Source organism: Sinomicrobium weinanense (genome assembly GCF_018863395.1).
Taxonomy (GTDB): Bacteria; Bacteroidota; Bacteroidia; order Flavobacteriales; family Flavobacteriaceae; genus Sinomicrobium; species Sinomicrobium weinanense.
Genome location: NZ_JAHKRR010000005.1, coordinates 41,639 through 55,280 on the forward strand (window position 1 = coordinate 41,639; position 13,642 = coordinate 55,280).

Below are 13,642 nucleotides of genomic sequence, written 5' to 3' on the forward strand. Positions count from 1 at the left end.
CTATGGCAAAAAAAACCGACGCTACTGTAGAAGAGAAATTAAGAGCTTTGTACGATCTGCAGTTAATTGACTCCAGAATAGATGAAATAGCTAATGTAAGAGGAGAACTTCCCCTGGAAGTGGAGGACCTGGAGGACGAAGTGGAAGGGCTGAAAACACGGTTAGAAAAACTGAGCGTAGAACAGGAGAACCTTACCCAGGAGATTGCCAACAAAAAAAATGCGATCGAGGAATCCAAAGGGCTTATCAAAAAATACTCCGAACAGCAGAAAAATGTTCGTAACAACAGGGAATTCAACTCCCTGAGCAAGGAAATTGAATTCCAGGAGCTGGAAATCCAGCTTTCCGAAAAACACATTCGGGAATTCAAGGTGCAGATCGAGCAGAAAAAAGAGGTGATCTCAGAAACCAAAGAACGCCTCAAGGAACGGGAAAACCACCTGAAACACAAAAAAGGAGAGCTCGACGCCATCCTGGCCGAAACCGAAAAAGAGGAGAACACCCTGAAAGAAAAGTCCGGAGAATTTGAAGAACTCATCGACGACAGACTGGTACAGGCTTACAAGCGCATTCGCCAGAACGTTAAGAACGGACTTGCTGTGGTAGCGATAGAAAGAGGAGCCTCCGGAGGTTCTTTCTTCACCATTCCGCCACAGATACAGATGGAGATCGCTTCCCGTAAAAAGATCATCACCGATGAACACAGCGGCCGTATTCTTGTAGACCCCAACCTGGCAGACGAAGAAAAAGCAAAAATGGAAGAACTGTTCCAGTCACTGTAAAGGACAAGGAACACCACATACAGAAAAGGCCGGAAAGTGCGATCGATACTTTCCGGCCTTTTTTATTTTAAAACAGGTAGCTTTACCAAAAGCATGCCTATAATTTAAGTATCTTTTTAGTTATAGCCCGGCCACCTTCCGGGAGCAGTTTACAGATATAGATTCCTCTTCTGTAACCGGAAAAGTCAACACCTATACGGTTTCTTCCCTGGCTTATGGTTTTCTCATCCGTATAGACAAGATTTCCGCTCCGGTCATACAATTGTATCTTCACGATGATTTCCGCACTGCTCTGCAATACAATGTCGGCATCCCTTATCACCGGATTGGGCAATACGAACACCCCGGAGATCACAGCTTCCGAAGCATCACCACAGGAACCGAGCTCAGCACCTAACCTGAGCAATTGTTCAGCGGCTATTTCAGACAGGCAAAGTGCCTTTCCTTTATAACAGATCCGGATCTTGTTAAAAAATCCGTCGTTACCACACAGGATATCTTCTGCTTCCACGGTGATCTCTCCGGTAGATGTACAACCACCTGCATCAGTAATGGTCAGGGTATACACGGTAGTCTCCTGGGGTTTTACGGTAATTTCACTTTCGGTATCGCCCGTACTCCACAGATAGGTATAACCCGGGGTTCCTCCGGACACCGTAGCAGACAGGACAGCAGTCTCTTCCGGGCCATATCCGGGATACACTTTTTCATCTCCTTCCAGGGTAAAGGTTATTGCTTCGGGTTCGCCTATTTCCACCTCGGTTTCCACCTGTGCCCCTTTTGCATCGGTTACGGTTACGGTATAGGTCCCGGCAGAAAGCCCTTCAACAGTTGCCGTATCCCCGCCATTGCTCCATGTATAGGTATATGGCAGTACCCCTCCTGAAACTTCAACGGTTGCCCTACCATCTTCATTGCCGTGGCAGGTAGCATCGGTAACCTCCGTCCGTGCCAGCTCCAGGGCCTGCATACGAAACCGGGCCGATACCGGGAAATGATCGGAAGTAGTATTGGTATAATCGCTGTCGTAAAATTCGTAGCCAACCCTTACGGACCCGTCTATAAAATTATCGTTCAGTTCATTGGAAACCATGATATGATCGATCATGTTCTCCCGGAATACGTACGACCTGAAATTCTCTTCACTCAGGGATAAAGAAACCACATTATAGCCGGCCATATCGTTCACATAGGTTTCGTAAGTGGTCGTTGTGGTATTTACTCCGTCAGCTACGGTTTCATCCACATCGTCGTTATAATCGCCAAGGACAACGAGATTTGCATCGGCATACATGGCATCGAGGCTGTCTTTCAGCATTTCCACATCATATTTTCGCATGTCATATCTGGACTGGGCTCCATTGCTGCTGTTAGCCCTGGCGTGCAGTGCAATAAAGTTTATTTGTTCCGTGGCTCCGCCTATGGTAACATTGGCAGTCATTAAAAAAGGAAGGCGGCCACTGGCAAAAAAACGGGTGGGGTCGTCCGGATAATCCGCAAGTGCACTGTCGTCCCCACCATTGTAATACGGGTGAACAGAGGCCAACAAGGGTTTAGTCTCCACAGGGCTTACGGTAGAGGTCTTATAGATAAAACCCACTTTTTGTTTTACGCCCGGATCGTTGGGATAGGACGTATGATCGGACAACACATAGGCGTATCCATCCATTTCACTTACCATTTGGGCAAACAGGGCATCATCCGATATTTCTTCTACGGCAATAAGATCAGCATCCATCGCGGCCAGGATGGCTTTAACGCTGTCTTTCTGGATCATATCCGAATCCGGATCACCGGCTGCCGGGGAATTGGACTCATCTCCAAACCATTCGATATTCCAGGCTGCTACATCCAGGGTTTCATCTTTGGGGATATCGAGGTCGTCGCCTCCGGGAATATATTCTTCCGCACAGGGCAGATCGGTTTTCATCCTGGGTAATAACTGAAAAATATCCCGGAACCGCCCCACTACCCCTGTAATTCCGGAACAGGTGTCCGGTTGTGCCAACCCTACAATCCCTTCCGCGTCATTATCTATACGTAACTCACCGGAACCTGTGCTGTCCGACAGCATATAATTGGAATTACCGAACAGCATATCGCCGGGAGTGGGAAAAGTGACATTTACAATACGTACCAGCTCTCCCGGATGCTCTCCCATTTCACCAAGGGTGATCTCCACAGGCTCAACAGGGGTATTGGCCATGCCATACCCCGTTACCGAAGATACCGGGCTTATTTGCAACTGGTCATTGTAAGAACTTCGCGTTCCGGTCAGGCTAAGGGAATCCCCTACCTGGAAAACACCGTCACCGTGCACAGACTGATCAAACACTGCTATGGCCCCGGTATTATCTTGGATGTAGGCCGATCCCGCAAACTGATCGGACACGGTCAACACTCCCGAAACAGTGACTGTGGTCCCATCCGGAAGGCTCCTCGCTTCGGCTATGGTAACAGATTCCGTAGGTTCATCCGTACCTCCGTTCAAAGTTCCCGGTGTAGGTATGGCTGGCATATAGGTTGAAGTATTCCGGGGGCCGCCTTCGCCATTGGGTATCCTTTGCAGGGAATGATTGTCTTTATCTCCCAGTTCACCCTCGTTTACCTGGGGTTCGCCGGCATTCAGCAGGGTCAGTATTTCCGCATCATCGTCATCATTGGTATCATAAGCAATCGCGTCTTGCAGGCTGTCTGTGGTGATGGGTGTCCCGTTCGGAAAGTCGGAAGCGCTTCCGGAATACAGTGCTACGGCATCGGCTCCGTTTTGCAGGGTATTTCCCGGAAATACCAGGGAAACATTAGCTACGGCCTCATTACCCAATACAAAATAGCCATTGGCATCTGTTGAGTATCCGTTCAGGTCAAATGTTGCATAACTCACATCGGTAGAACCGTTATACAACACCAGTACCAGTCCGTCCAGGGGGGTATTGCCCGTTCCGCCATCATACAGTTCTATAAACTCCGAGGCGTCACTGCCCGGGGTATCGGCATCTATCTCATTGATAAAGATTCCCGTTCTACCCGTTCCTCCATTATTATTGGAAGCTCCGGGGGTCGGTATGGCCGGGGAATAGGTTGAAGTATTCCGGCCCCCGCCCTCACCATTGGGTATTCTTTGCAGGGAATGGTTGTCCTTATTTCCCAGTTCGCCTTCGTTCACCTGGGGTTCACCAGGATTCAGCAGGGTCAGTATTTCTGTATCATCGCCATCATTGGTATCGTAGGCAATGGCATCCAGCAGGCTGTCCGTAGTGATGGATGTTCCGTCCGGAAAGTCGGAAGCGCTTCCGGAATACAGTGCTACGGCATCGGCTCCGTTTTGCAGGGTATTTCCCGGAAATACCAGGGAAACATTAGCCACAGCCTCGTTGCCCAGTACAAAATAACCATTGTCATCCGTAGTGTACCCGCTCAGATCGAATGTCTTGTAACTTACATCTGTTGAGCCATTATACAATACCAGCGTCAGCCCGTCCAGGGAAGTATTTCCCGTTCCGCCGTCATATAGTTCTATAAATTCGGCAGCATCACTGCCCGGCGTATCGGCGTCTATTTCGTTGATGAGTACATGGACCTCAGGTTCGGGCTCAGGAGAGGGTGTGCCATTCCCAAAACGGTCTTCGGCCTGTGGTCCGCCCCAAACGGAAGTGGCAAAAGCAGGGTTATCGATAAAAGGGTTCCGGTTGCCCTGTAAATTCTCCAGTATGCCATTGCGGTTCAGTTCGTATTCCGACACCGGGTCTTCCGCATTCCATTCCAGGAAAACATCCATCATATCACTGCTGTAGGTTTGCGATCCCACCCCTACGGCAGACGGGAGGCAACGGTCTCCATACCGGAGGTACATATACATAATCATCCGGGCTACATCGCCTTTCCATTCATCACCGGGATACCAGGAATTATTGATCTTCCTGGCATTCCCGCTGGCATCTTCAAAAGGAAGGTTTCCTCTCTGTGAGTTCATATTTACATCTGAAGCCCGCAGATGGTGTGCATCAGAGCCCGGGCCCGAAGTGCCAAGGTTAGGGTTCCCCAACGATTTGGCAAACACGTGTTCACGGTTCCAGTCGCCCGTATTTCCGCCATTGCGGTCCTTGTCGCGTGTGCGGTCGGTCTGCAGGTTTCCGTCGTTATCGTTATACCCGTAAATGAGGAATACGTTTTCCGGGTTGTCCGGATCGAGGTCCGTTTGCTTCAATGCTTCCCAGACTCCCGGGGTATAGCTCAATTCGATAGTGTGAGTTCTGGTGATCAATGCAGCAAGTTCGGTTTTCAGATCATTTCCCGCTTTGGAAATGTCCGTTCCGTTGTAGTAAGAAGGTACTTGTGCCCACAGCGAAAAACTGTTGAGCATAAGGCCCATAGTAAGGGCACATAATTTGGCAGCGTAAAGTTTCATCATAAATTAGCGTTTTTTTAACATCATCAAAACTACTAATAATATATCAAAAGCTCTTACAGGAAAGTAAGGTTTATCCTTAAGATAACATTTGCTTTACACTATTTTCCGGAAATCATTTTTTGTTATATCCCAGGAGGAAATAATCATATAAGACCACCTTATTTCTGCGGAAATCTGCGATGATCTGCGCTATCTGCGGGAGAAATTTTAGGTCGCAGATCACGCAGATTTATATATTTTTTCGGAGATGCCGTGACTTTTTACGGGCTGGTTTATTATCACAAAGACACTAAGGTTACGGTTCCGTTCACAAAAATCGCTTATGCGTTTAGCACCACTCCTTTAAACTTTTCGCGATAAGAGATAGGTGTGGTCCCGGTGTTCTTTCTGAATAGTTTACGGAAAGATTTTTCGTCCCTGTACCCTACTTCGAGCATGACCTCCATAATACTCTTATTGGTCTGTTCCAGCATTTTCTTGGCTGCCTCCATACGTATTTTTTGCAGATACACTATGGGGGTAACTCCTGTGGCTTTCTTAAAACGGCGTACCATATTGCGACGGCTGGACGGCACTTCGCTGACGATCTCTTCTATGGTATGTATTTCGGGATACATTTCGTGTATGTATTGCTCAATACCTTTTACCAGCTCGTCCCCATGGTCGCGATTGGGGGTAAACGTTCCGTAGCAGGCCTGTTGCTCGCGGTCCATATCAATGGCGAACATCTTGGAAATATAAATAGCTGTTTCTATCCCGCAATATTTCTTGATCAGGTGAAGCATCAGGTGAAAGCTGTTGGTTGCCCCACCACTGGTATAAACGCCCCCGTCCTCGGTGAGTATTTCCCTGGCTTGCAACAACACGTTCGGAAAGCTGTTCGCAAAGGCCGTAGTAGCATTGATATGAGTAGTTGCTTTCCTTCCGTTAAGCAGGCCCGATGCCCCAAGGAGAAAAGCCCCGGTACAAAAACTGGCGATCTCCACTCCCTGTTTGTACTGCCCATGCAACCACTGGATCATTTCCCGGTTTTCCGAAATGAGCGTTCTGATATCTTCAGATGCAAAAGCAGGTATGAGGATCAGGTCTGTACGCTCTACCTCCGTTACGGGTTTTGTAATATAATCGCTATATCCATGCTTGTTTCGGCTTTCTTCGCCATAAAGCAGTTGAATATCGAAAAAAGGTGTTTTGCCAGCTTCCGTAAAATAGCGGTTTACCGACTGAAAAACATCCAGCATGGCAGCCACACTGAGCAGGCGGTGGTGGGATGTTAATAGAATAGATAATTCCATGGGGTGTATTGGTTTTTATTTAGATTGTACGAAATTAAAACTTCGCCCTTTAAATTGAGCTACATTCGGAAATCTGTTTAATTGTAGTACAAACAATTAAATAACAGTTCTTTATTTCTCCTCAAAAAAGTCTCTAAAGATACAATTTTGTCCCGAATACCCCTATAAAATGGCGGGATAAGCACCGCAAAGGAAAAGATAACTCCTTTAATTTAGCAAAAAAAGTTATTTATGAAACTCATACCCTACCTTCAATTTCAAGGAAATTGTGAAAAGGCCCTTCAGTGGTACCAGTCCATTTTTGGCGGTGACATTAAACTGAACCGTTATAGTGAGGCCCCCATGGATATCCCGGAAAACTACAAAAACAAGATATTACATGCCGATTTTACCTTTGAGGATAATACCATACTGGCATGTGACAGTTTTCCCGGGGGACAGATATCCAATTCCAACGGCATTGCCATGACCTTGCAATTCACCGATGAAAAACAAGCGGAAAAGATCTTCAACAAACTGGCTGAAGGCGGAAAGATCACCATACCCTTCCAAAAACAGTTCTGGAATGCTTACTTCGGCCAATTGGAGGACAGATATGGCAAATTATGGATGATAAATTCCCCTCAGGAAGAATAAACGGATATACGGGTGTGCCGATGTTGAGGTGTAACCAAAACCCTTGAAAACGAACAGAAAAGTTTCTGACAAAACTGTAACATTTTCTGAAAATCTATCACTAATACTAAGAAAATGTTTAAACCAATTTAATATATTCACAAAAATGACAAATATTGAACATATCAATTATATTAAGACACCCGCAGCTAAGGTATACGAAGCTCTTACCACCGAGAAAGGGCTCTCCGAAGTATGGACCAGGGAACTGAAAGTAAAGCCCGAGATAAATTTTATCAATGAGTTTGATTTCGATGACGGTTACGCAACCAAAATGCAAATAAAGCATCTAACGAAGAACAGGAGAATAGAATGGGCCTGTGTGGAGTCCGACCCCGAATGGATAGGTACCTCGGTGATCTTTGACCTTACCGAAAAGAACGGGGTAACCACGGTGATACTCAATCATGCAAACTGGAAGGACGTAACCGAATTCTACCGATGGTGCAACTATAACTGGGGCATGTTTCTCCTGAGCCTTAAAGAATATTGTGAAGACGGAAAAGGCACCCCGTTCCAGGAGCGTAAGTTTTAAACACAAAAAAACGGGAGCCCCTATCCATAAAAAATGGCAAGTTATGCCCATACTACATTGTTTTGTAAAGCAAAAAGATGTTCCGGAACTCCTGTTGGATTCCATAGTAAAGGAATGGGGCATGCGTATCGGTGTGGCGGATAATGACATATGTATAAACATGGTGAGTGGTTTTGTACAGGCGGGAAAGTCCTATGCCATACTGGCCAATCTTTACCTCCCGGCACTCTGGTCCGACCAGGATGTCCGAAACATCCAGCAGAGCCTCCTGGAAGTCCTTTCCGGGAACTTTCATGTCCGGGAAGAGGATATATTTATCATGACATCCATAATACAATCGGGCCATGTTGTGGAAAACGGACAGATTATTACATGGTAAAATTGTAACATTTCCCACAAAATTATGACTAATAGATACATCCCAAAAAGTACGACTATGCCTGTATTTCAATTTAAACCCACTGTGGAGATCTTCCGGACCAATGTCCCCGACAAGACACTGGCCAATAAAGTCATATCGGTATTGTACAATTATTTCCCGGATACACAGATAAATTTCGACCTGGAAGATTGTGACAGGATCCTGCGGGTGGAGGGAAACATTATTGATGTTAAAAAAGTTACGGATATCCTACATTCCCTCCAGGTTGATGCCGAATTACTTCCTTAGCGGCCGGAACACATCTTAAGCTGAGCACTAATAGGATTCGAAGTTCAAGGTTTAAGGTTGCAGGTTAGAGGTTGAATTAGTAGGAGTTTAACCTGTAACTTGCAACCTGCAACACTAAATACCCGATCCAATACCGATCACTGCTTACTGAATACCGACCACTGAATACTGTTCACCGAATACTATATCCCGTTTCTTTTCGTTCTATTGCCATACCCCTTCCGGACATGGAATACATAGAGTACAAGCCACACCCCTCACTGTCGGAATATATAGAGTGCTTCTGGGCAACAGACGTACACAACACGATCTCTTCGAGAGAAGTGGAATCGTTTATCCCGGACGGCAATATAGAACTTGTATTTAACTTCGGGGACGATCTTACGGAGTTCATGGACGGCAAACGGGAATCGGTAAGAGGATCACATGTTTCGGGCATTCGAAACAAGTCTGCTCATGTGGTCCTGCCCGAAAGGCTTAAATTCTTTTGCGTGAGGTTCAAACCCGGTGGTTCTTATCCGTTTTTCGGCATCCCGGCACATTTATTTGCCTATGCCAACTATCCACTCGACGCTTTTCTGGGCAGGGAATACCGTTTACTGGAAGAACAGGTCTACGAAGCTCCCGACGATACTACCAGGATTGGCCTGATTGAAAATTTTCTGTTGAAAAAGCTGCAAAACACAGGTGTTATAGCGGACTATTATTTTGTAAAATCCTGTATGCACAGCCTGTTTCTGGATACTTCACTGAGAATAAACGAACTGAGCCGAAAATTCCATTCCAACTATAAGACCATAGAACGCAAATTCAAAAAAGTTACCGGGCTGAGCCCCTCCGAACTGGTTAAAATAAAGCGGGTCAACAATGCCGTGCAGTTCATGCACTCTTCCAACGCCATTTCCCTGACGGAAACGGCTTATGCCTGCGGGTATTACGATCAATCCCATTTTATCCGGGAATTCAAACAGGTCACGGAGCTCGCTCCCAGGGAGTTCCTGAAAAAAGAGTTTGCCGTGGTCCAATCTACCGAAGGTATTGATTTTTCCTGCCGTATCGTTGTCGAAATAGTACAATTTCTGCAATCCACTGATTCCTATGTTTGCCTGAAAACTGATAAAAACAGGCAAATTCATGAAAAAACTCATCGCCGTAGCCTTCCTGACGGGTATTAATATCGGCTACGCCCAACTCAAAGACGGATTGTCCGTCTCATCTTCGCTGCTGTCGAAAAACGACAGAACGGGAATAAACAGATCCGGATTTTCCTTTCAAAAAACCTTTCCCGTAAACGAAAAAGGGAACGCCATTCTGGTAGGAGCAAACTATACACTTTCGGCATTTGATTTTGAAGAAGGGCGCCAATCTTTTTCAACCTCCACGTTGGAAAGGTTCCACACTGCTACCCTGAAAGCCGGATACCTCAAGATCTTTAACCCCAAATGGAGCCTTATGGCGGTTGCGGAACCGGGTATTTCCTCCAATCTGGACGGGGCCGTGAAATTCAGGGACTTTAGTCTCACAGCCTATGTGGTGGCTACCATGTCTAATAAAGACCATACCTCATTTTTTTCCTTCGGGATGGCCTATGACATGCAACTGGGATTTCCAGTGGGAGTCGTTTCCTACCACAGGATCGTCAACGAAAAATGGTCGTATCACCTCGGCGTGCCCAGCTTCTATCTCAACTACAATATCAGTAAACGCAGTGCCATACAACCCTTTGCCAAACTAGACTGGACCCTGGCCAATATCAGCAAGCCCGTACTGCCCGACCAGGAAAAGAAAAAGAACAGGCTCTCCCATCTTGCAGTGATCGGCGGACTGGGATATCATTACAGGATCGGGAAATCTTTTTCCCTGTTTGCCGAAGGGGGATATTCCATTTTCAATGAATTACAGATACAAAACTATAAGATCGACGACAACACCCTCTACGATTTCGACATGAAAAATTCGCTTTATATAAACGCTGGCATCCGTTATACTTTAGACTAAAATGTATTTCTGATAAAAGCCGGTTTTGACCTTTCCTTTATTTATACTGAAAAGATGAAGATAACTACACATACCATCGTAGAGATCTTTAAAACCGATGTTAATGACGTCACTACGGCAGACCATTGTATCCTGGTATTGTCACATCATTTTCCCAATACCCGCATCAATTTCGACCTGGAGGACCGGGACCGGATACTCAGGGTAGAAGGATATCATATCGATATCCGCAGGATCATTGATCTGCTCGCCGACATGAAGGTACGCTGCTCCCTTTATCTGGGCTGACGGGCCCGTTCTCTAAAAGTTAAAAAGGAGATCGGCTATGGTTATTCTATATAATAATGAATACATTAGCAGGATACAGACCCCATGATCTAAAAAATTTCTCATGAAACTATCGTCAATCCTGTTATATCTTATACTGTGTGTTTCCGGTATGGAAAAAGCAGCCGGGCAGGAATATATACAATCTCCGGAAATTCGTATCGGACACCTCTCTGAGATGGTCACCATAAACGGAAAAAATACGATTTATTACGAACTTCACCTGACCAATTTTGCAGACCATACCATAAAAATCACTGGTTTAACCGTTACAGAAGGTGCTTCCGGAACACCTGTATTTTCCGTTGCAGAGAAAGAACTGGCAAACCGGCACAGAATGGCAGGCACCTGGGAGGCAGTCCCCGAAGAAGTATTGCCCCCGGGCAGTGCAAGTGTCATTTACATGGATTTTACGCTACCTTCGGAACTGAAGAGCAATACACTACGGCATCAACTTCACTTTGTAAACCCGGACGGAGATACAGATAATCCGGTAACGATCTCCGGCCCTGTCTTCGGTCTCAGGAAAACAGAGACTGCCCTGGGGCCTCCGTTACGTGGCGGGCCCTGGGCAGCGATCTATGAATCTTCCTGGGAACGCGGACACCGCAGAGTGTTCTTTACAGTCGACGGAAAAGCACGGATACCCGGCCGATTTGCCATAGACTTTGTTAAACTGGACCGTGAAGGCAAGGAGTCAAAAGGAGATGAGGACACCATAAAAAACTGGTATGGATATGGCGCCGAAGTCCTCGCGGTTGCAGACGGCACCGTGGCATCGGCCAGGGACGACTTTACCGAAAGCCCTACTCTTTCCGGACATCCCCGATACCCGGCAGGGAAAGCCACGGGAAATTATATATCCATAGCTATCGGCAATAATCGTTATGCGTTTTACGAACACCTGAAACCCGGGAGCATACGGGTAAAACCGGGGCAAAAAGTGAAGAAGGGAGATGTTATCGCCGCTCTCGGATTTACCGGGCAATCCACAGGGCCACATCTTCACTTCCACGTGGCCGACGCCGACTCTCCTCTGGGGGCAGAAGGCATTCCGTTTTTCCTGGAACAATTCTCTCTGCTGGGAAATTATAAAGACTTTTCAAAGTTTGGAAAAGCACCCTGGATTCCTGTAAACAACAGCAATGAAACCAAAATAACCCGGGAACGACCGGGGCCGAATACTGTTATCAGTTTTTAACCATAAATACCCCGAATTCCCCGGTTACCGGTACCCCTCCATTTCATTAAGATTGATAAACGGCATCTTATTCGGAAATTTTCTTAACTTTAAGTTGTTATTCACCAACCAAAACCATGGATAAATACGCTTACTTATTTATCTCCGTACTGCTATTTGTCCCCTGGCTGGCTTTTTGCCTTAGCAGACCGGACCTGAAGAAAAAAATACTAAAGACAAGTGTACTCGGAGGGCTGGCCGGGCTTATTGCAGAGTTCTGGTATTTCAGGGATTACTGGCAACCTCCTTCCCTCTTTGGCAAGGCTACGGTATCACCGGAAGATTTTCTGTTCGGTTTTTTTATTACCGGGATCGCTGTTGCCGGGTATGATGTTGCTTTCCGGAAAACCAATGCTACCGGGGCAAAAAAACGCAAAAAATTCTTTGCAGGCCTGTTTGCAACCGGTGTCTTTTCCCTGTTCATTTTCAACAACTGGATGGGATTTAACTCTATATTTGTCAGTTCTCTGGCCTTTGTGGCCTTCTCCGTGGTGATGTCCCTTTTCCGAAAAGACCTGTGGCTGCCTTCGCTAATTTCCGGAATGCTCACCGTACTTATTATCATCCCCGTATATGCGATAATCTTTAACCTTTTATATCCGGATTTCTGGAATAAATACGGACTACTTTCCGGCTCGGCCTATGGTATTGCTGTACTCGGCCATATCCCTGTCACTGAACTCGTGTGGTATTTCTCCTGGGGCAGTATGGCCGGTATTGCTTACGATTTTGCTTCAGGGAAGAAGAAAATGACTTATCAAAACAAGCGCTACAAATATTAATATCACCATTTTTACCGATCTTTGTTTTACACCAGGCAACACAGGCCCGTAGCAGGTTTCGGGTATAATCCATATGTTGAGAATACATGATGCACCTCTATAAACTCACAATAAACAGGATGATCTTTAATGTCCTGCCCACACTGATCATTTTAATATTGTATATAAAGCTCAGATCGGATCAACCGTTAATGCCACTGCAATCCATCGATTTTCTCCTTATCCCTCTCCTGTTTCTCCTGTTCATTACATATAAAGAAAGCCAAAAAATATCGAGCTTTATAAAAAAACGAAGAAAAATGCTCCAAAAACGAGAGCTCCTGTCTGTGCCATCAGATCTATCATTCTTTAACAGGTTTAATGTGCTGGACAAAAAAATCACGGTTCAGGAGAAAAGTATTAGTGTGACAGGCGAAAAACTGTCTGTCATTGTTTATATCAGTAAAACTGACAAGTATATAGAGATCAAAAACAATTTCGGGCACCGTAGGATCGCCTTCAGCGATATTGATTTTATTTTTCTAGAATATTATAACAGCTATTTTTATACATTTCAAGGACTCTTTACAAGAGGATATTCTGACAAACAGCTTTGGAAAAATTCGGTCGCCCTGGTCCTCAGATCGGGGAAGATCGTTCCGTTCTTCGAGGCTCAACTCGACCAGACCTGCTATCGACAATATATAGAGAATTCCGATAATACATCCGTTACAAATGAAAACTATCTGCATTACGGCGAAAAGGCCATCCGGGTTTTAAGCCATGCCATCCATAAAAAATATCTTATTATCGATCATACGGAATGATCCCTCCGGACATCCGAATACCTGTGCTCTTACTTTCAAAATGCCAAAACCCCGGAAAAAACTCCTCCACATCGTATAATTCCCTATTTTAGCTTATCGGTAATACATACTAAAAATAACA

Annotated in this window: 13 protein-coding genes; 11 read left to right on the forward strand and 2 right to left on the reverse strand. The window is 45.7% G+C overall.

Annotated elements, in window-relative coordinates; all coding sequences use genetic code 11:
- Positions 1-2 precede the first annotated feature (2 nt).
- Entirely contained in the window at positions 3-782 is a 780-nt protein-coding gene (locus KN811_RS15255) for a zinc ribbon domain-containing protein (protein ID WP_187965251.1), read from the forward strand.
- A gap of 97 nt (positions 783-879) precedes the next feature.
- On the opposite strand, the gene KN811_RS15260 is transcribed toward KN811_RS15255, so the two are convergent.
- Positions 880-5,193 (reverse strand): endonuclease, encoded by a 4,314-nt coding sequence (locus KN811_RS15260; protein WP_187965252.1) that lies wholly within the window; start codon positions 5,191-5,193, stop codon positions 880-882.
- A gap of 320 nt (positions 5,194-5,513) precedes the next feature.
- On the reverse strand, positions 5,514-6,488 hold the full coding sequence (locus KN811_RS15265) for a GlxA family transcriptional regulator (protein ID WP_187965253.1): 975 nt from the start codon (positions 6,486-6,488) through the stop codon (positions 5,514-5,516).
- A gap of 231 nt (positions 6,489-6,719) precedes the next feature.
- Here KN811_RS15265 and KN811_RS15270 point away from each other — a divergent pair, with 231 nt between their 5' ends.
- The 10 genes from KN811_RS15270 to KN811_RS15315 all read left to right on the forward strand — a co-directional run bounded on the left by KN811_RS15270 (position 6,720) and on the right by KN811_RS15315 (position 13,521).
- Positions 6,720-7,124, forward strand: a complete 405-nt coding sequence (locus tag KN811_RS15270) for a VOC family protein (RefSeq protein WP_187965254.1) — start codon at positions 6,720-6,722, stop codon at positions 7,122-7,124.
- A gap of 145 nt (positions 7,125-7,269) precedes the next feature.
- Positions 7,270-7,698: an SRPBCC family protein gene (locus KN811_RS15275; protein WP_187965255.1), complete on the forward strand. Its 429-nt coding sequence runs from the start codon at positions 7,270-7,272 to the stop codon at positions 7,696-7,698.
- Between the two features lie 43 nt (positions 7,699-7,741).
- On the forward strand, positions 7,742-8,077 hold the full coding sequence (locus tag KN811_RS15280; protein ID WP_187965256.1) for a hypothetical protein: 336 nt from the start codon (positions 7,742-7,744) through the stop codon (positions 8,075-8,077).
- Positions 8,078-8,134: 57 nt separating this feature from the next.
- Positions 8,135-8,368 carry a hypothetical protein gene (locus KN811_RS15285; protein WP_187965257.1) on the forward strand — a complete coding sequence of 78 codons (234 nt, stop codon included), beginning with the start codon at positions 8,135-8,137 and terminating at the stop codon, positions 8,366-8,368.
- Between the two features lie 227 nt (positions 8,369-8,595).
- Positions 8,596-9,543: a helix-turn-helix domain-containing protein gene (locus KN811_RS15290; protein WP_187965258.1), complete on the forward strand. Its 948-nt coding sequence runs from the start codon at positions 8,596-8,598 to the stop codon at positions 9,541-9,543.
- Entirely contained in the window at positions 9,503-10,366 is an 864-nt protein-coding gene (locus KN811_RS15295) for a DUF6268 family outer membrane beta-barrel protein (protein WP_187965259.1), read from the forward strand. Before KN811_RS15290 ends, KN811_RS15295 begins: the two co-directional genes overlap by 41 nt.
- A gap of 54 nt (positions 10,367-10,420) precedes the next feature.
- Entirely contained in the window at positions 10,421-10,654 is a 234-nt protein-coding gene (locus KN811_RS15300; RefSeq protein ID WP_223129371.1) for a hypothetical protein, read from the forward strand.
- Between the two features lie 103 nt (positions 10,655-10,757).
- Positions 10,758-11,894 carry a M23 family metallopeptidase gene (locus KN811_RS15305; protein WP_187965260.1) on the forward strand — a complete coding sequence of 379 codons (1,137 nt, stop codon included), beginning with the start codon at positions 10,758-10,760 and terminating at the stop codon, positions 11,892-11,894.
- Between the two features lie 116 nt (positions 11,895-12,010).
- On the forward strand, positions 12,011-12,715 hold the full coding sequence (locus KN811_RS15310; protein WP_187965261.1) for a lycopene cyclase domain-containing protein: 705 nt from the start codon (positions 12,011-12,013) through the stop codon (positions 12,713-12,715).
- An 86-nt stretch (positions 12,716-12,801) separates the two neighbouring features.
- Positions 12,802-13,521, forward strand: a complete 720-nt coding sequence (locus tag KN811_RS15315; RefSeq protein ID WP_187965262.1) for a hypothetical protein — start codon at positions 12,802-12,804, stop codon at positions 13,519-13,521.
- Positions 13,522-13,642 lie beyond the last annotated feature (121 nt).